This window comes from Pseudomonas sp. EggHat1, assembly GCF_014892995.1.
Lineage (GTDB): Bacteria > Pseudomonadota > Gammaproteobacteria > Pseudomonadales > Pseudomonadaceae > Aquipseudomonas > Aquipseudomonas chaetocerotis.
The window spans coordinates 630,621-650,269 of record NZ_JACKQK010000001.1; the positions used below are offsets into that span (position 1 = coordinate 630,621).

12 protein-coding genes are annotated in these 19,649 nt (G+C 63.9%); 9 read left to right on the forward strand and 3 right to left on the reverse strand.

Annotated elements, in window-relative coordinates; all coding sequences use genetic code 11:
• Positions 1-5 precede the first annotated feature (5 nt).
• A complete protein-coding gene (gene glnE, locus INS93_RS02890) occupies positions 6-2,948 on the reverse strand; it encodes a bifunctional [glutamate--ammonia ligase]-adenylyl-L-tyrosine phosphorylase/[glutamate--ammonia-ligase] adenylyltransferase (protein ID WP_192980229.1) in 2,943 nt (980 codons plus the stop codon).
• Between the two features lie 271 nt (positions 2,949-3,219).
• On the opposite strand from glnE, the gene aceE reads away from it, so the two are divergent.
• Positions 3,220-5,865, forward strand: a complete 2,646-nt coding sequence (gene aceE / locus INS93_RS02895) for a pyruvate dehydrogenase (acetyl-transferring), homodimeric type (RefSeq protein ID WP_192980230.1) — start codon at positions 3,220-3,222, stop codon at positions 5,863-5,865.
• A gap of 11 nt (positions 5,866-5,876) precedes the next feature.
• Positions 5,877-7,853, forward strand: coding sequence for a dihydrolipoyllysine-residue acetyltransferase (gene aceF, locus INS93_RS02900; RefSeq protein WP_192980231.1), 1,977 nt, complete (start codon positions 5,877-5,879; stop codon positions 7,851-7,853).
• Between the two features lie 89 nt (positions 7,854-7,942).
• On the opposite strand, the gene INS93_RS02905 is transcribed toward aceF, so the two are convergent.
• Entirely contained in the window at positions 7,943-8,449 is a 507-nt protein-coding gene (locus tag INS93_RS02905) for a hypothetical protein (protein WP_192980232.1), read from the reverse strand.
• Positions 8,450-8,615: 166 nt separating this feature from the next.
• Between INS93_RS02905 and INS93_RS02910 the strand changes: the two genes are divergently transcribed.
• From INS93_RS02910 to INS93_RS02925, 4 genes are all read left to right on the forward strand, one after another.
• Positions 8,616-11,321: a putative bifunctional diguanylate cyclase/phosphodiesterase gene (locus tag INS93_RS02910; RefSeq protein ID WP_160019162.1), complete on the forward strand. Its 2,706-nt coding sequence runs from the start codon at positions 8,616-8,618 to the stop codon at positions 11,319-11,321.
• Positions 11,322-11,371: 50 nt separating this feature from the next.
• Positions 11,372-12,025 (forward strand): peptide-methionine (S)-S-oxide reductase MsrA, encoded by a 654-nt coding sequence (gene msrA / locus INS93_RS02915; RefSeq protein WP_192980233.1) that lies wholly within the window; start codon positions 11,372-11,374, stop codon positions 12,023-12,025.
• A gap of 16 nt (positions 12,026-12,041) precedes the next feature.
• Positions 12,042-12,239 (forward strand): putative motility protein, encoded by a 198-nt coding sequence (locus tag INS93_RS02920; protein ID WP_192980234.1) that lies wholly within the window; start codon positions 12,042-12,044, stop codon positions 12,237-12,239.
• Positions 12,240-12,309: 70 nt separating this feature from the next.
• Complete coding sequence (locus tag INS93_RS02925) at positions 12,310-13,563, forward strand: HD-GYP domain-containing protein (protein ID WP_192980235.1); 1,254 nt, start codon at positions 12,310-12,312, stop codon at positions 13,561-13,563.
• A 123-nt stretch (positions 13,564-13,686) separates the two neighbouring features.
• Here the strand turns inward: INS93_RS02925 and INS93_RS02930 are convergent, their stop codons facing one another.
• On the reverse strand, positions 13,687-14,535 hold the full coding sequence (locus INS93_RS02930) for a 23S rRNA (adenine(2030)-N(6))-methyltransferase RlmJ (protein ID WP_192980236.1): 849 nt from the start codon (positions 14,533-14,535) through the stop codon (positions 13,687-13,689).
• Positions 14,536-14,657: 122 nt separating this feature from the next.
• On the opposite strand from INS93_RS02930, the gene INS93_RS02935 reads away from it, so the two are divergent.
• The 3 genes from INS93_RS02935 to INS93_RS02945 all read left to right on the forward strand — a co-directional run bounded on the left by INS93_RS02935 (position 14,658) and on the right by INS93_RS02945 (position 19,563).
• Positions 14,658-15,698 carry an NAD(P)H-dependent flavin oxidoreductase gene (locus tag INS93_RS02935; protein ID WP_192980237.1) on the forward strand — a complete coding sequence of 347 codons (1,041 nt, stop codon included), beginning with the start codon at positions 14,658-14,660 and terminating at the stop codon, positions 15,696-15,698.
• A 155-nt stretch (positions 15,699-15,853) separates the two neighbouring features.
• Entirely contained in the window at positions 15,854-17,659 is a 1,806-nt protein-coding gene (locus tag INS93_RS02940) for an acyl-CoA dehydrogenase (RefSeq protein ID WP_192980238.1), read from the forward strand.
• Positions 17,660-17,817: 158 nt separating this feature from the next.
• On the forward strand, positions 17,818-19,563 hold the full coding sequence (locus INS93_RS02945; protein WP_160020170.1) for a potassium/proton antiporter: 1,746 nt from the start codon (positions 17,818-17,820) through the stop codon (positions 19,561-19,563).
• Positions 19,564-19,649 lie beyond the last annotated feature (86 nt).

Consider the following 19,649-nt stretch of genomic DNA (forward strand, 5'->3'; position numbering starts at 1 on the left):
GTCGTTCAACTCAGTCCCAGCTCACGCCACAGGCGCATCACGGCGCGACGCTCATCCTGGAACTGATCCCCCGGCACCACCCCAGGCTGCTTCTGCAGCGCCTGGCGATGGGCAGCCGAGCGATAGATCTTGTAGACCTCACGCAGCAATGCGGCATCCTCGGCGCTCATCAGATCGACCCGCTCCAGGCCTTCCAGAATGCGGATGTTATCGGTGAACTCGAGTAGCTGCGGGTGTTGCCACGACCAGGCCAGAGCCGCGTATTGCACCATAAATTCGATATCGACGATACCACCGGCGTCCTGCTTCAGATCGAAGGAGGACGTGGCCTCGAAGGCATTCGCTGACGTTCCGGCCACAGTATTCCTGGTGCCAAGGTTGTCACGCATCTTCGCGCGCATCTCGCTGACCTCGACGCGCAGCGACTCGGTATCGCGCTCGCGACCCAGCACTTCGGCGCGCACGCGAGCGAATTCGCCGGCCAGGCGCGGGCATCCCACCAGTACCCGCGCCCGCACCAACGCCTGATGCTCCCAGGTCCAGGCCTCGGTCTCCTGATAGCGCTGGAAGGCACCCAGCGAGCTGACCAGAAGGCCCGCTGCGCCAGATGGTCGCAGGCGCATATCCACCTCATAGAGCGCACCGGAGGTGGTCTGGGTAGTCAACAGGTGAATGATGCGCTGCCCCAGCCGGGTGAAGAACTGCGCACCGTCGATGGGCTTGGCGCCATCGGTCTCGGCCTGCGGATCGCCGTCATGGATGAACACCAGGTCCAGATCCGAGCCATGGCCGAACTCCAGGCCACCGACCTTGCCATAGCCAATGATGATGAAGTCCGGGTCGCAGGGCGTGCCATCGGCACGATGCGGCCGGCCGTGACGCTGCACCGTATGCTGCCAGGCCAGCGCCAGCACCTGATCGAGAATCGCCTCGGCCAGCCAGGTCAGGTAGTCCGATACCTTCATCAAGGGCAGCGTGCCGGCAATTTCCGAAGCGGCCACGCGCAGGCTGTGGGCCAACTTGAAGTGGCGCAGCGCCTCCATCTGCTGCTCCAGATCCTCCTCGGGAATACGGATCAGCCGTTCGCGCAACTCGGCAGCCAGCTCCGGGGCCAGCGGCGGATGGTACAGCCGCCCCTCGTTGAGCAGTTCGTCGAGCAACAGTGGATAGCGAGCGATCTGCTCGGCGATCCATGGGCTACCTGCACAAAGGCTGATCAGGCGCTCCAGCGCGCCTGGGTTTTCGCTCAGCAACACCAGGTAGGCCGAGCGCCGTGCGACCTTTTCTACCAGCGGCAACACCCGCTCCAACACCAGATCCGGCTTGTCATGCTCGACGGTCTGCGTCAGCAGACGCGGAATGAACGCATCCAGACGCTCACGACCGAGGCGCTGCATGGCGCGCACCTGCGGGCCGTTACGCAGATCCCCCAGGCGCCGACAGGCTGCACCAGGCTCGATGAAACCCGCCTCCTGCAACTGCAGCGCGGCAGCCTCATCGTCCAGCGCCCCCTGCCACAACGGCAGCCACTCGGCGCCAACGCAGGCCTCGCCAGCATCCGACTCATCTTCGTCAGGATCGGCGATCACCTGCTGGAAGTGCCATTCAATGCGACCGCGCCAGTGCATCAGGCGCTCATGAAAACTCGCCCAGTCAGCAAAGCCCATGATCGCCGCCACCCGCGCCTGATCCTGCGGGTCGGCCGGCAGCATCTGCGTCTGCCGATCACCGATGCCCTGCAAGGCGTGCTCGGCATAACGCAGGAACTCGTAACCCTCCTTCATTTCCGCGACCACCGGCGGCGGCAGATAGCCCTGCCCCTCCAGCGTGGTCAGCACCTTGAGCAACGGCCGCTGCTGCAGACTGAGATCACGCCCACCATGAATCAGCTGGAAGGCCTGAGCGATGAACTCGACCTCACGAATGCCGCCAGCACCGAGCTTGATGTTCTCGCTCATGCCCTTGCGCCGCACTTCCTGCTGGATCAGCAGCTTCATCGCACGCAGCGCCTCGATGGCGGAAAAATCCAAGTAGCGCCGGTAGACGAAGGGCCGCAGCATCTCCAGCAACTCGGCACCCGCGGCCTGATCACCGCCGACCACGCGCGCCTTGATCATCGCGTAGCGCTCCCAGTCACGGCCCTGATCCTGGTAGTACTGCTCCAACGCATTGAAGCTGAACACCAGCGCACCGCTGGAACCGTAGGGACGCAGGCGCATGTCGGTACGGAACACGAAGCCGTCGACGGTGATCGCATCCAGCGCCTTGATCAGGCGCTGCCCGAGACGGATGAAGAACTCCTGATTATCCAGCGGGCGCTTCACACCCTCGGTCTCGCCACCTTCGGGATAGCCGAAGATCAGGTCGATGTCCGAAGACAGGTTCAGCTCGTGCGCGCCGAGCTTGCCCATGCCGAGGATGACCATGTGCTGCGGCTGGCCGCTGCGCCGCCCGACCGGCGTACCGAACTGCGTGCAATGTCGCGGGTACAGCCAGTGATAGGCCAGATCGATGCAGGCATCGGCGAGATCGGACAGATCGCGACAGGTTTCACCAAGCGCCGCCTGGCGGCTGAAATCGCGCCAGATGATGCGCAACTGCTGACGATTGCGAAAACGCCGCAGGCAGCGCCCCAGGGCATCCTCATCGGCACACTCGGCCAGCTGCGCCTCCAGTTGCTGGCGCAACTCGCCCGGCGCCAGGCTGCGTTCCAGCTCACCGGACTCGGCAAGCGCAACGAACATCTGCGGATCACGCTGCGCCTGCTCGGCGACGAAATCGCTCAGCGCCGACACCTGCCGCCAGGCAACGCGGCGTTCTTGCGGCCATGCGGCAACAGGTTCAGCCAGCGCCTCATGCTCTGCCAAAGCGGTTTGCAACGACTGTTCGGCGCGTTCGGCCAGGGAGACAAGGGAAGGGGGCAACTCGACCAGCAACGGCAGGCTCATGGTCTATCCTTTTGGCGGACTGCCGGACGCACGGTGCAATCGCCCGCAGCCCCGCACCAGCGGGGCACGCGCGGCCGGCGGTGCCGCGGATTGTAGTTTTACTACGAAAGAATTGTATCCAGAGGGCTGAATCCGTCGTCGAAATGTAGTAAAACTACAAGCGGCCGGTCCTACCCCCGGTAAATCCAAGAATTTCAACTCGCCCGCCCAAAAAGCCGGTGAGACCCAACTGGCCTCCGATTCTGGAAGCCTTTCCGCCCTGGAGCAAGCCATGCAAGACCTCGATCCGATCGAAACCCAGGAATGGCTGGACGCCCTTGAATCCGTCCTCGACCGTGAGGGTGAAGACCGTGCCCATTACCTGATGACCCGTCTGGGCGAGCTGGCCACCCGTAGCGGTGCGCAACTGCCCTACGCGATCACCACGCCTTACCGCAACAGCATCCCGGTAACCCATGAAGCTCGCATGCCCGGCGACCTGTTCATGGAGCGCCGCATCCGCTCGCTGGTGCGCTGGAACGCCCTGGCCATGGTGATGCGCACCAACCTGGACGACCCGGATCTGGGCGGCCACATTTCCAGCTTCGCCTCCTCCGCGACGCTGTATGACATCGGTTTCAACTACTTCTTCCAGGCCCCGACCGACGAACACGGTGGCGACCTGGTGTTCTATCAGGGCCACGCCAGCCCTGGCGTCTACGCCCGCGCCTTCATGGAAGGCCGCATCAGCGAAGACCAGATGAAGAACTTCCGCCGCGAAGTGGATGGCAAAGGTCTGTCGTCCTACCCGCACCCCTGGCTGATGCCGGACTTCTGGCAGTTCCCCACCGTGTCCATGGGCCTCGGCCCGATCCAGGCGATCTACCAGGCCCGCTTCATGAAGTACCTGGAAGCGCGCGGCTTCATCCCGGCCGGCAAGCAGAAGGTCTGGTGCTTCATGGGTGACGGCGAGTGCGACGAGCCGGAATCCCTCGGCGCCATCTCCCTGGCTGGCCGCGAGAAGCTGGACAACCTGATCTTCGTCATCAACTGCAACCTGCAGCGCCTCGACGGCCCGGTGCGCGGTAACGGCAAGATCATCCAGGAACTCGAAGGCGTGTTCCGCGGAGCCCAGTGGAACGTCAACAAGGTGGTCTGGGGTCGCTTCTGGGACCCGCTGTTCGCCAAGGACAAGGACGGCGCCCTGCAGCGTCGCATGGACGAAGTGGTCGACGGTGAATACCAGAACTACAAGGCCAAAGACGGCGCCTACGTTCGTGAAAACTTCTTCAATAGCCCGGAGCTCAAGGAGATGGTCAAGGACCTCTCCGACGACGAGATCTGGAAGCTCAACCGTGGCGGCCACGACCCGTACAAGGTCTACGCAGCCTACCACCAGGCCGTAAACCACAGCGGCCAGCCGACCGTGATCCTGGCCAAGACCATCAAGGGCTACGGTACCGGCGCCGGTGAAGCGAAGAACACCGCGCACAACACCAAGAAGGTCGATGTCGACAGCCTGCGTCAGTTCCGCGACCGCTTCGACATCCCGGTCAAGGATGAAGAGCTGGAAAACCTGCCCTTCGTCAAGCCGGAGCCAGGCAGCCCCGAGTACAAGTACCTGCACGAGCGCCGCAACGCGTTGGGTGGCTTCGTACCGCAGCGTCGCCAGCAGAGCTTCAGCATCCCGACACCACCGCTGGATACCCTCAAGGCCATCCTCGATGGCTCGGGCGACCGCGAAATCTCCACCACCATGGCTTTCGTGCGCATCCTCGCGCAGTTGGTCAAGGACAAGGAACTCGGCCAGCGCATCGTCCCGATCATCCCGGACGAAGCCCGTACCTTCGGTATGGAAGGCATGTTCCGCCAGCTCGGCATCTACTCCTCGGTCGGCCAGCTGTACGAGCCGGTCGATAAAGACCAGGTGATGTTCTACAAAGAGGACAAGAAAGGTCAGATCCTCGAGGAAGGCATCAACGAAGCCGGCGCCATGAGTTCCTTCATCGCCGCCGGTACGTCGTACTCCTGCCACAACCAGCCGATGCTGCCGTTCTACATCTTCTACTCGATGTTCGGCTTCCAGCGCATCGGCGACCTGGCCTGGGCCGCTGGCGACAGCCGCACCCGTGGTTTCCTGATCGGCGGTACCGCCGGCCGTACCACCCTCAACGGTGAAGGCCTGCAGCACGAAGACGGTCACAGCCACATGCTGGCAGCGACCATCCCCAACTGCCGCACCTACGACCCGAGCTATGGCTACGAGCTCGCCGTGATCATCCGCGAAGGCATTCGCCAGATGACCGAAGAGCAGCAGGACATCTTCTACTACATCACCGTGATGAACGAGTCGTACCAGCAGCCGGCCATGCCGCAAGGCGTGGAAGACGGCATCATCAAGGGCATGTACCTGCTCGAGGAAGACAAGAAGGAAGCCGCGCACCACGTGCAACTGCTGGGTTCCGGCACCATCCTGCGAGAAGTCGTCGAAGCCGCGAAGATCCTGCGTGACGAGTTCAACATCGGCGCCGATGTGTGGAGCGTCACCAGCTTCAACGAACTGCGCCGCGACGGTCTGGCCGTGGAACGCAGCAACCGCCTGCACCCGGGACAGAAGCCCAAGCAGACTTACATCGAGCAGTGCCTGAGCGGTCGCAAGGGTCCGGTCATCGCCTCCACCGACTACATGAAGCTGTTCGCCGAGCAGGTTCGTCAGTGGGTTCCGAGCAAGGAATACAAGGTCCTGGGCACCGACGGCTTCGGCCGCAGCGACAGCCGCAAGCAACTGCGTCACTTCTTCGAAGTGGATCGCAACTGGGTCGTGCTGGCCGCACTGGAAGCCCTGGTCGACCGTGGCGAAATCGAAGCCAAGGTGCTGGCTGACGCCATCGCCAAGTTCGGTATCAACGCCGACAAAGCCAACCCCCTGGACTGCTAAGGAGCGTAGCGATGAGTGAATTGATTCGCGTACCCGACCTCGGCGGTGAAGGCGAGGTGATTGAACTGCTGGTGAAGGTCGGCGACCGTATCGAAGCCGACCAGAGCGTACTGACCCTGGAGTCCGACAAGGCCTCCATGGAAGTGCCTTCGCCCAAAGCCGGCGTGATCAAGGAAATCAAGGTCAAGATCGGCGACCGCCTGAAGGAAGGCGATGAGCTGCTGGTGCTGGAAGTCGAAGGTGCCGCCGAAGCGGCGCCTGCACCGAAAGCCGAAGCCGCGCCTGCCGAAGCGCCGAAAGCAGCCGCTCCGGCGGCCGCTCCTGCCGCTGCCGCGACCAGCAGCAGCGTGCAGGATGTGCACGTGCCGGATATCGGCACCGACGGCAAGGTCAAGGTCATCGAAGTCATGGTCAAGGTCGGTGACAGCATCGAAGCCGACCAGTCACTGATCACCCTGGAGTCCGACAAGGCCTCCATGGAAATCCCCTCGCCGGCTGCCGGCGTGGTGGAAGAAGTGCTGGTCAAGCTGGACGCCGAAGTTGGCACTGGCGACCTGATCCTCAAGCTGCGTACTGCTGGCGGCGCAACCGCCAGTGCTGCACCCGCTCAAGCCGCAGCACCCGCTGCTGCGCCTGCCGCCGCACCTGCTCCCGCTGCCGCCGCGCCGGCTGCTGCTTCGGTGCAGGACGTGCACGTGCCGGACATTGGCACCGACGGCAAGGTCAAGGTCATCGAGGTCATGGTCAAGGCTGGTGACAGCATCGAAGCCGACCAGTCGCTGATCACCCTGGAGTCCGACAAGGCCTCCATGGAAATCCCCTCGCCGGCTGCCGGCGTGGTGGAAGAAGTGCTGGTCAAGCTGGATGCCGAAGTCGGCACCGGTGACCTGATCCTCAAGCTCAAGGTGGCGGGCGCTGCTCCGGCTGCTGCGCCGGCGCAAGCCAGTCAGCAAGTGCACCGCGTACCGGAAGGTGCCGCACCGGAAGTGGCCGCAGAAGTACGCGCCATCGCCTCGCTGTCGGCTGCTGCCGCCGAAGTCGCCAACGCGCCCAAGCGTGATGGTGCCAAGGTGCATGCCGGCCCCGCCGTGCGTCAGCTGGCTCGTGATTTCGGCGTGGAACTGGCGGATATCGCCGGCACCGGTCCGAAAGGCCGCATCCTCAAGGAAGACGTGCAGGTGTACGTCAAGGCGATGATGCACAAGGCCAAGGCTGCACCGCAGGCGACTGCCGCTGCTGCCACCGGCGGCGCCGGCATTCCGCCGATCCCGACCGTGGACTTCAGCAAGTTCGGCGAAATCGAAGAAGTGGCGATGACCCGCCTGATGCAGGTCGGCGCCGCCAACCTGCATCGCAGCTGGCTCAACGTGCCGCACGTGACTCAGTTCGACTCGGCCGACATCACCGACCTGGAAGCCTTCCGCGTCGCGCAGAAGGCCGTGGCCGAGAAGGCTGGCGTCAAGCTGACCGTGCTGCCGCTGCTGCTCAAGGCCTGCGCCCACCTGCTCAAGGAACTGCCGGACTTCAACAGTTCGCTGGCCCCGAGTGGCAAGGCGATCATCCGCAAGAAGTACGTGCACATTGGCTTCGCCGTCGATACGCCGGACGGCCTGCTGGTACCGGTGATCAAGAACGTCGATCAGAAGAGCCTGCTGCAACTGGCTGGCGAGGCTGCCGCACTGGCGGAAAAAGCGCGCACCAAGAAGCTCTCGGCTGATGACATGCAGGGTGCCTGCTTCACCATCTCCAGCCTCGGTCATATTGGCGGCACCGGCTTCACGCCGATCGTCAACGCGCCGGAAGTGGCGATCCTGGGTGTCAGCAAGGCCACCATGCAGCCAGTGTGGGATGGCAAGGCCTTCCAGCCCAAGCTGATGCTGCCGCTGTCGCTGTCCTACGACCACCGGGTGATCAACGGCGCTGCTGCTGCACGCTTCACTCAGCGCCTGTCGCAGCTGCTGGCCGATATCCGCACCATCCTGCTGTAAATCGTTTCGAGCACGCCACGCTCGCATCCTCAACCCCGCCCATTCAGGCGGGGTTTTTTTTGCATTCCTTCAGCGCGGCGTGATGCCTTTCAGCCCTTCTGCACGTTGCGAATCAGAAAGCTCAGCGCCTTGGCCAACTCACCTGCGCCCTGGTGATCACGCACGATGCTCAGCAGCGGACTGCCATCAGCCGGATTGAACAGCACGCAGCGGATACCGCCGGTCGGACATTCGTAGCGGATGAACGGATCGATACCGAACACCGGCACACGCTGATTGCGCACCGAGATGGCGGTACCCTGCGCACCACGACTCTCCTCACGCAGGATAAGCTCACCGGCATTGCCGATATTGAAGCGATACAGCAGGTCCTGCCGCTGCGCCTGGCCAACCTGATAACCCGCGCGTAGGGCGTAGGTTTCCAGCAATGCGTTGCTGTGCGCGAGCAACGCATTGCGCTCGTTGTCGGTCAGATAAAGACGTTTGAGCCCGTCCAGATAAACTGCCTGCTCGGTGCCCTGCAGCGGCGCCGCGTCATCGGCGCCGGCAACCGCGGGTATGGCCGTAAAAAGTGCTCCGCCAAGCACCATGGCCATGAGTTTTCTTGTCAGTCTCGCTTGCATGATGCACCCTTGCCGAACGCTATAGTGAAGTAGGGCTGAGCCCTAGCCTCCGTCCGTGCCGATGCGCCCTCTGGCAGCAGCGGCCCTGTACTGAGAACGGATGCCTCGCCTGGTCAGCATACTGGAAGCCCGCCGCCCAATGAAAAGCCATCCCGATGCCAGCGCACGCTCGGCAGCCGAGGTTGTGACGCAGTTGCCAGTGCCCTCGCGGCTTGGCATGTTGCGTTTCGAGCGCTTGAACGAGCCAAGCTGGGCACTGCTGTTTCTCGACCCGGCCTGCGAACGCCAGTTGGGTATCAGCGCCAGCGATCTCTGCGCGCTGGTGGATGCCCCCTACGCCAGTTTGATGGAGCCCGAGGCGCGCTATCGCCTGCACGACGCCATCCAGCAGCAATTGCTGCAAGGCCCGCATTACCTGGTGCGCTATACCCTGCATACACCGCAAGGTGCTCTGACCCTGCTGGAGATGGGCGAACCCTTCAAACAGCGCAACCGCCAGTTGCTGCGCGGCTATCTGCTGGTAGCGGACGAAAGCCTTGATCAGTTCGCCCCTGCCGAACAGGAGTTGCACACGCAGAATCAGCAACTGCGCAGCTCGCTGCAGCAATATCAGCGTACCCAGAATGACCACCTGCAACACCTCGCCCGTTCACGCACCCAGCAGCAACTGATCGTGCGCCTGGCGCGCCAGCGCTACACCTCCAGCGACCCACAGCAGGAAGCGGCCGAACTGATCACCCAGGCCGCCTGCGAGGTCTACGGTGTCGCTCGCGCCGGTATCTGGAAGCTTGGCAGCCATCATCTGGACTCCGTGTCGCTGTACCGCCGCGACCTGGACCGCCACGAACAACTACCGTCGATAAACGCGCGGAATTTCCCGCAGTATCTGCAAGCACTGCACAGCGGCCGAGCGATCGACGCGCACGACGCGCAGTGCGATCCTCGCACCTGCGAACTGACTGCAAGCTACCTGCAGCCGCTGGGCATCTGCTCGATGCTCGACGCCAGCATACGCATCGAAGGCGAAGTGGTCGGTGTACTCTGCCTGGAGCATATCGGCGGCACACGAACCTGGCAGGCCGACGAGATCGCCTTCGCCGGTGAGCTTGCCGATCAGTTCGCCCAGGTGCTGATCAACCAGCAGAAACGCAGCGCCACCAGCGCCCTGCATCTGTTCCAGCGCGCCGTCGAACAGAGCGCCAGCGCCTTTCTGCTGGTCGACCGCGACGGCCGGGTGGAGTACGTCAACCCCAGCTTCACCGCCATCACCCTGTACAGCAGCGACGAGGTCTGCGGCCATCGTCTCTCCGAACTGCCCGCCCTGACCAACCTCAGCGACCTGCTGTTCGATGCCAGCTCCAGTCTCGCCGAGCACAGCAGCTGGCAAGGCGAGTTCCGCAGCCGACGCAAGAATCTGGAGCCCTACTGGGGGCATCTGTCGATATCCAAGGTGTATGGCGACGACGGCGAGCTGACCCACTACATCGGCATCTACGAAGACGTCACCGAAGCCAAGCTGGCGCAGCAGCGCATCGAACGCCTGGCCTATACCGACAACCTGACCAACCTGGGCAATCGCCCCTCGTTCATCCGCAGCCTCGAACAACGCTTCGCTCAGCATACGCAGCAGCCACTCGTCCTGCTGCTGGTGGACATCGACAACTTCAAGCGGATCAACGACAGCCTCGGCCACCAGACCGGCGACAAGCTGCTCTCGGCCCTGGCCCGACGCCTGCGCAACAGCCTCGGCGCCAAGGGCACACTGGCACGCTTCGCCAGCAACGAATTCGCCATCCTGCTCGACGGTTGCGACCAGGACAGCGGCCTGCGCGTCGCTCATCAGGTGCTGCAGACCCTGGACAAGCCGCTGTTCGTCGATAACCAACTGATCAGCATCACCGGCTCGCTCGGCCTGGCCCTGGCTCCGGAGCATGGCGACGACCCGCAGACGCTGATGAAGCACGCTGGACTCGCCCTGCACAAGGCCAAGGCCAACGGCAAGCATCAGGTGCAGCTGTTCACCGAGGAGCTCAACGCCGAGGCCAACTACAAGCTGTTCGTCGAGAACAACCTGCGCAGGGCCTTGACCCAGAGTGAATTGGAGGTCTTCTACCAGCCCAAGCTGTGCCTGAAAAACGGCCAGTTGCTGGGTTTGGAGGCGCTGCTGCGCTGGCACCATCCGGAGAAGGGCATGATCCGCCCTGACCAGTTCATCAGCGTCGCCGAGGAAACTGGCCTGATCATTCCCATTGGCAAATGGGTAGTACGCCAGGCCTGCCGCATGAGCAAGCAGATCGCCGCCATCGGCATGGGCGAACTGCAGGTGGCGATCAATCTGTCGCCCAAGCAGTTCTCCGATCCGGATCTGGTCGGCTCCATCGCCGCCATCCTGCATGAAGAACAGCTCGACCCGCGCCTGCTGGAACTGGAACTGACCGAGAGCCTGCTACTGGAAGCCACCGAGGACACCCGCCACCAGCTCGGCCGCCTCAAGAGCCTGGGCCTGACCCTGGCCATGGACGACTTCGGCACCGGTTATTCCTCGCTCAGCTACCTGAAGAAATTCCCCATCGACGTGATCAAGATCGATCGCAGCTTCATCAAGGATATTCCCGACAACCAGGACGACATGGAGATCACCTCAGCGGTGATTGCCATGGCCCACAACCTCAAGCTCAAGGTGGTCGCAGAAGGTATCGAGACTGGCGCCCAGCTCGGTTTCCTGCGCCGCCAGCAATGCGACGTAGGCCAAGGCTACCTGTTCGACAAGCCGATTCCTGGCCGCGAACTGATCGAAAGCCTGCGCCGCTACCCCTGCCGGCCACAGGCTGACCAACGGACGTAATACGCCGTACTGCGCGTAGTCCACTACCCACCCACTTCCAGGAGACCGTCATGGTTCTGCGTTCCCAGATTCTCGTTAACAAGGATGTCCTGCCAACTGCCGAGCAGGCCTTGCCCGGCCGCCCAGAGGCGATGCCAGTGGCGGATACTCACTATGTCAACGGCAACCCGATCAAAGCGCCCTTCCCCGCCGGCCTGCAACAGGCGGTATTCGGTCTCGGCTGCTTCTGGGGCGCCGAAAGACGCTTCTGGCAACAGCCTGGCGTGTTCAGCACAGCGGTCGGCTATGCCGGTGGCCGCACGCCCAACCCCACCTACGAGGAAGTCTGCTCTGGCCTGACGGGGCACACCGAAGTGGTGCTGGTCGTGTTCGATCCGCAGCAGACCAGCTTCGAAGCGCTGCTCAAAGTGTTCTGGGAAGTGCATAACCCGACGCAGGGCATGCGCCAGGGCAACGACCAGGGCACCCAGTACCGCTCGGCGATCTACTGCCAGGACGACGCTCAACTGAGCGCCGCCAAAGCCAGCCAGGCGCGCTTCCAGGCTGAGCTGGACAAGGCTGGAGTGGGCAGCATCACCACTGAAATCGCCGTGGCACCGACCTTCTACTACGCCGAGACCTATCACCAGCAATACCTGGCGAAGAATCCGGGCGGCTATTGCGGCCTGGGCGGAACAGGCGTATGTCTCCCCCCGGAATATTGAGCATGGGTAACGGGTCGTGGAGCTGAGCAGCATTTCCAGCCAGGTAGCGAGTCTGGCATCGGCGCAGAGCTCCGCGCAGATGTCGCTTGTGCTGCTGCGCAAGACGCTGGAACTGCAGGCCGCCAACACCAACGGACTGGTGCAGTCAGTTGCACCGGTCAGCGCCCCCAGCAATCCGCCCAACCTGGGCAACAGCATCGATGTGATGGCCTGAACAACTAATGCCTTCAGGCCATCAGTCGAACTAAACTGCGGGCAATCAGCCATCGATCGACGAGCCCGGCATGCCCGCCACTCTCCCCACCATCACCCCCGATCAGCTTTGCGTCGGTCTCTACGTTCATCTGGACCTGAGCTGGTGGGAGCATGATTTCGCCTTCAGCAACTTCAAGATCAAGGACGAAGCGCAGATTCGCGCCTTGCGCGCGCTCAACCTGAAGCAGCTGCGCTACGACCCTGCGCGCAGCGATTGCCCTCCCGCGCCTCTCGTCGACAACGTCACCACTCCTCCTGTCGAAGAACCGCCGGTCGATCCGGAAAGTCAGGCACGCCAGGAACGCGTGGAAAAACTACGTCACCTGCGCAGCCGCCTGGCCGAGGTGGATCGCCGCTTCATCGAGGCCAGCCAACGCATCAAGACGCTCAACCAGACCCTGCGCAGCCGCCCGGAAGATGCCATGCGCCAGGCTGGTGCAATCGTCGGCGAGATGGTCGAGACGCTGCTCGGCGCCCCCGGCGTGGTGCTGCATGGCATCACTGGCAAGGCGGCCGAGGACAGTTACTTCCATGCCCTCAACGTCACCGTGTTGGCCCTGCTGCTCGGGCGCCAGCTCGGACTCGACAGCGAGGCCTGTCATAGCCTCGGCCTCGGCGCCCTGTTGCACGATATCGGCAAGCTGGAAGTGCCAAGCAAGGTACTGCTCAAGCCCGAACCCTTGAGCCGCCCGGAGCAGCAGCTGCTGCAGATGCACACCGACTTCGGCCTGCGCATGGGGCAGAAACTGATGCTCGATGACGAGGTGCTGCGCATCATCCACGAACATCACGAGCACTGTGACGGCAGTGGCTACCCGCGCGGGCTGCGCGAGGCCGGCATCGGTCGCCTGAGTCGTCTGGTGGCGATCACCAATCATTTCGACGGACTGTGCAACCCGCTCGACCCGCGCCGGGCGCTAAGCCCACACGAAGCCCTGGCGCTGATGTTCAAGCAGCAGCGTGAGCGCTTCGATGAGGTGGCGCTGAAGGCCTTCGTTCGCGTAATGGGCATCTACCCACCAGGCAGCCTGGTGCAGCTGGAAGATGAGCGCTATGCGCTGGTGCTGGGCATGAACCCGACTCAGGCGTTGAAACCGACGCTGATTCTCTACGACGCCGACACGCCCAAGCAGGAAGCCCTGATCGTCGATCTCGTCCAGGAGCCGAAGCTCGCCATCGCCCGCAGCCTGCGCCCCTCGCAGCTACCGCTGGAGGTACTGGAATACCTCAGCCCGCGGCTCAACCTGAGCTATCACATCGAGCCCAACCATAAGCCCGCTTGAGCCCCATGTAGCCCGGATGCAATCCGGGGATGAGGGCCACGGCCCCGGACTTCATTCGGGCTACGCGCTAAGTCGGCCGCGTCCCTCGTAGGGTGCGCCGTGCGCACCGCCCCTCGCACTCGCTCAACCGGCCGACTTTTCCTCGATCAGCCAATCCAGGCGCCAGCCACCCTGGCTCTGCCCGAGGGTAGCGGCCAACCAGGGCAGGAGCTGCTTGAGCTCATCTTCCAGGCCCCATGGCGGGTTACTGATCACCAGGCCCGAGCCGCTCAGGCGCGTGGCGTCGTCCGGCGCATGCACATAGAGCTCGGCGCGCAGCAGCTTGGGCGCGGCGCTCTTGCTCAGGTCACGATAGAAGCGCGCCAACTGGCGCTCATCCTTGATCGGGTACCAGATCGCCACGATGGCCTGGCGCATACGCCCGTGCGCTTCGTTCAAAGCCTCGACGCAGCGCTGCAATTCATCGGTCTTCTCGAACGGCGGATCGATCAGCAGCAGCACGCGCTTCTCGCGCGTCGGCATCAGCGCTCGCGGCACGTGCCAACCTTCGCCAAGGTGCACAGCGACGCGGTGATCGCCGCGCATGTTGTCCTTGAGCAGGCGGCCGTCCTCGGGGTGCTTCTCGTTGAGCTGCAGAGCGTCCTGCTCGCGACTGAGCAGCCGCGCCAGCTCGGGCGAGCCGGGGTAATAGCGCAGTTCGCCATTCGGGTTCATCGCCCGCACCACCTCCAGGTAAGCCTCCACCGCATCCGGCAGTTGGGTGGCCTGCCACAGACGCGCGATGCCCTCCTGGTATTCGCCGGTGCGGCTGGCCTGGTCGCCCCGCAGGTCGTAGAGGCCGATGCCGGCGTGGCTGTCGAGATAGGCGAAGGGCGCCTCCTTGCGCGACAGCAGGGCGATCAGGCGGGTCAGCACCAGGTGCTTGAACACATCGGCGTGGTTGCCGGCATGGAAGGCGTGGCGGTAGTTCATGCGGGAGTCCTCGAATCAGGCGCGCAGTTTAACAGGCCGCTGACGACTCGCATCGCGGCTTGCTCCATTGCACCTTCAAGGCCTAGGCTGCCTGCTCCTCCATGGACAGCGAGAACCCCGCCATGCGTTTGCAAAAGCTGCTCGGCAGCGAACTTCCCCTGATCCAGGCACCAATGGCCGGTTCACAGGATCACCGCCTGGCCGCCGCCGTGAGCCAGGCCGGTGGCCTGGGCTCGATTCCCTGCGCGATGCTCGCCCCTGCGGCCCTGCGCCAGGCGCTGCAAACGATACGCGGCCTGACCGAGCGGCCGTTCAACCTCAATTTTTTCAGCCACGTACCGCCACAGCCAGACGCAGTCCGCGAGGCTGGCTGGCGCGATGCGCTGGCGCCCTACTATGACGAGCTGGGCGTGGACCCTGCCAACATCGCCAGCGGACCCGGGCGCTTGCCGTTCAACGACGAAGCAGCCGCACTGGTGGAGGAGTTCCGCCCTGCAGTGGTCAGCTTCCACTTCGGCCTACCGGAAGAGGCCTTGCTAAAGCGAGTCCGTGACAGCGGGGCGAAGATCCTCTCCAGCGCCACCACCCTGGACGAAGCACTGTGGCTGCAGGAGCGCGGCGTCGATGCCGTGATCGCCCAGGGCCTGGAAGCTGGCGGCCATCGCGGGCACTTTCTGGATTTCGACCTGAGCCGTCAGCTCGGCACCTTCGCTCTGTTACCACAGCTGGTGGATGCGCTGTCTGTGCCGGTGATTGCCGCCGGCGGCATCAGTGATGCCCGTGGCGTGGCGGCGGCCATGGCCCTCGGCGCAGCCGGCGTGCAGGTTGGTAGTGCGTACTTGCTGTGCCCGGAAGCCACGACCAGCGTCCTGCACCGCGCGGCACTGCAAAGCCCGGCGGCGCGCCACACGGCGCTGACCAACCTGTTCAGCGGGCGCCCGGCGCGCGGCATCGTCAATCGCCTGATGCGCGAGCTGGGGCCGCTGAGCACGCAGGCACCCGCTTTCCCCCTGGCCACTGCAGCCATCGCGCCGTTGCGCGCAGCGGCCGAGGCGCAGGGCAGCGGCGACTTTTCACCGCTGTGGGCCGGGCAGAACGTCGCGAGTTGTCGCCCCATGCCCGCAGCCGAGCTGACGCGCGAGCTGGCACGAGGCTTCGCCTGACAGCCAGGAGCAGCCTCGTAGGGCGGGTGTAACCCGCCATTGCCGAGGCAGCGGGTTTCACCCCCGCCAACGAGCAATTATCACCGCCACTGATGATGCTGTGCAGGCAGACGGCCCACTGCCTAGACTCGGTCGATCATCTGGAGGCCCGTTCCATGTCCGAGACCCTGCTCAGCTCCCGCAATCTGGCGTTCGAACTCTATGAGGTGCTCGACGCCGAAGCCCTGACCCAGCGCCCGCGCTTCGCCGATCACAACCGCGAGACCTTCGACGCGGCGATCAGCACCGCACGCGGCATCGCCGAGGCGCTGTTCGCCCCGCACAATCGCAAGAACGACGAGCACGAACCGCAGTACGTCGATGGCGGCGCGGTGCTGATCCCGGAGATCGAACCTGCCTTGCGCGCCTTCCACGAAGCCGGTTTTCTCAATGCCACCCGCGACTTCGAACACGGCGGCATGCAACTGCCCAACCTGCTGTCGCAGGCCTGCTTCGCGCATTTCCAGTCGGCCAACATCGCCACCAGCTCCTACTCGATGCTGACCATGGGCGTGGCCAATCTGATCGAGGCCTTCGGCAACCAGGAGCAGAAATCACGCTACCTGCAGCCGATCATCGACGGCCGCTTTTTCGGCACCATGGCGCTGACCGAGCCGCATGCAGGCTCCTCGCTGTCGGACATCCGCACCCGCGCCGAGCCGCATGCCGATGGCAGCTACCGGATCAAGGGCAACAAGATATTCATCTCCGGCGGCGACCAGCCGATCTCCGAGAACATCGTGCATATGGTGCTGGCCAAGCTGCCGGACGCACCGCCCGGTGTTAAAGGCATCAGCCTGTTCCTGGTGCCCAAGTTCCACGTCAACGAAGACGGCAGCCTGGGCGCACGCAACGACGTGACCCTGGCCGGCCTGTTCCACAAGATGGGCTGGCGCGGCACCACGTCCACCGCGCTCAATTTCGGTGACAACGGCGAATGCGTCGGCTATCTGGTAGGCAAGCCGCACGCCGGCCTCTCCTACATGTTCCAGATGATGAACGAGGCGCGCATCGGCGTCGGCATGGGCGCGATCATGCTTGGCTACGCCGGCTACCTGTATTCGCTGGACTACGCGCGTAATCGCCCACAGGGCCGCCAACCCGATGGCAAGGACCCGACCAGCCCGCAGATTTCCATCGTCGAGCACGCCGATGTGCGGCGCATGCTGCTGACGCAGAAGGCCTACGTCGAAGGTGCCTTCGACCTCGGCCTGTACGCCGCGCGTCTGTTCGACGACACCCACACCCTGGAAACCGCCGAAGAGCGCACCCGCGCTCTGGAACTGCTCGACCTGCTCACCCCCATCGTCAAGTCCTGGCCGTCGGAGTTCTGCCTGAAGGCCAACGAGTTGGCCATCCAGATTCTCGGCGGCCACGGCTACACCCGCGAATACCCGGTGGAGCAGTACTACCGCGACAACCGCCTCAACCCGATCCACGAAGGCACCCATGGCATTCAGTCGCTCGACCTGCTCGGGCGCAAGGTCTCGCAGAATGGCGGCGCCGCCCTCAAGCAACTGCTCAAGCTGATCAACGATTGCTGCCAGCGCGCCAGCTCGCATGAATCGCTCGATGCCCTGCGCCAGCCCCTGGAACAACTGCTGGCACGCCTGCAGGTGGTGACCCTGGCGCTACTGGGCGATCTGATGAGCGGCAAGGTCAACCAGGGCCTGGCCAACTCGGCGCTGTACCTGAAGGTGTTCGGTCACACGGTGATCGGCTGGCGCTGGCTGGAGCAGGCGATTCGCGCCGAAGAAGGCCTGGCCCGCACGGACAATGCCGAGGAGCAGGCCTTCTATCGCGGCAAGCTGCAGGCGGCGCGCTACTTCTTGACCTGGGAGGTGCCGAGCTGCCACCACGACCTGGCCATTCTCGAAGCACGCGACGACACCTGCCTGAGCATGCAGGACGCCTGGTTCTGAAACCGAGCCTGACGCCCGGGCGCCCCAACGTGGGCGCTTCGGGGCAATCTGGAAAAATGTAATAACCTTTTTGACAGCGGCACGAAGGCTGCGGTTAGAATCCCTGGCACGCGCCATGCATAACGGCGCACCCAATGACCCAGCCAGGAGTAGCGCCGTTGGATGCCAGCGCCATCAACAATCTGTTCTTGATCGGCGCCTTGCTGGTGGCGGCCAGTATTCTGGTCAGCGCGTTCGGCACACGTTTCGGCATCCCCATCCTGGTGATCTTCCTCGCCGTCGGTATGCTCGCCGGCACCGACGGCCCTGGCGGCATCGTCTTCAACAACTACCCCCTGGCCTACCTGGTCGGCAACCTGGCGTTGGCGGTGATCCTGCTCGACGGCGGCATGCGCACACGAGTCTCCAGCTTCCGTGTGGCCTTGTGGCCGTCGCTGTCACTGGCGACGGTGGGCGTAGTGGTAACCGCAGGCCTGACCGGCCTGGCTGCCACCTGGCTGTTCAATCTGACCCTGCTGGAAGGCTTGCTGATCGGCGCCATCGTCGGCTCCACCGATGCGGCGGCGGTATTCTCTCTGCTCGGCGGACGCGGCCTCAACGAGCGGGTCAGTTCCACACTGGAAATCGAGTCCGGTAGCAACGACCCGATGGCGGTATTCCTCACCGTCACCCTGATCGCCATGCTCGCCAGCGGCCAGACCGGCTTCAGCTGGGATCTGCCGATTCAGCTGGTGCAGCAATTCGGCCTTGGTGCCCTGCTGGGTCTCGGCGGCGGCTGGCTGCTGCTCAAGCTGATCAACCGCATGGAACTGGCCACCGGCCTTTACCCGCTGCTGGTAGTCAGCGGCGGCCTGATCATCTTCGCCATCACCACCGCCGTCGGCGGCAGCGGCATCCTCGCCATCTACCTGTGCGGTCTGTTGCTGGGTAACCGGCCGATCCGCTCGCGTCACGGCATCCTGCACATGCTCGACGGCCTCACCTGGCTGGCGCAGATCGGCATGTTCCTGGTGCTCGGCCTGCTGATCACGCCGCACGAACTGCTACCCATCGCCCTGCCGGCGCTGGCCTTGGCGCTGTGGATGATTCTCTTCGCGCGGCCGCTGTCGATCTTCCTCGGCCTGTTGCCTTTCCGCGCCTTCCACGATCGCGAGCGGATCTTCATCGCCTGGGTCGGCCTGCGCGGCGCCGTGCCCATCATCCTCGCCGTGTTCCCGCTGATGGCCGGCCTGCCCAATGCGCAGCTGTTCTTCAACGTGGCGTTCTTCATCGTGATCATCTCCCTGCTGCTGCAGGGCACCAGCCTGCCACTGGCCGCCAAGCTGATGCGCGTCACCGTGCCGCCAGAGCCTGCCCCCGTATCACGCGCAGGCCTGGAAGTGCATCCGACCAGCCAGTGGGAGTTGTTCGTCTACCGCCTGGGCGCAGAAAAGTGGTGCATCGGCGCAGCCCTGCGCGAGCTGAACATGCCCGAGGGCACTCGTATCGCCGCGCTGTTCCGTGGCCGCGATCTGCTTCACCCCTCGGGCAGTACCCGCCTGGAGGCTGGAGATCTGCTCTGCGTGATCGGCCACGAACACGATCTGCCCGCGCTCGGCAAGCTGTTCAGCCAGGCGCCCAAGCGTGGTCAGGACCTGCGTTTCTTCGGCGATTTCGTGCTGGAAGGCGACGCCGAACTTAGCGCGGTTGCTGCACTCTATGGTCTGAAGCTGGATGACGTGGAAGGCAATCAGCCACTGGGGCGCTTCATCGCCCACGAAATCGGTGGCGAGCCCGTAGTTGGCGACCAGGTCGAATGGCAGGGTCTGACCTGGACGGTGGCGGCCATGGAAGGGAACAAGGTACGCAAGGTTGGCGTCAAATTCCCCGAAGGCACACGTCCCGGGCCAGGGCTGCACTTCTAGCAAGCGGGTGAATTGTCCCTGCCAGGACTCTGCTAGCATCAGCATCAAGCGCGGGCCACCAGGCCCGCGCACTCGTTGTGCCGCGG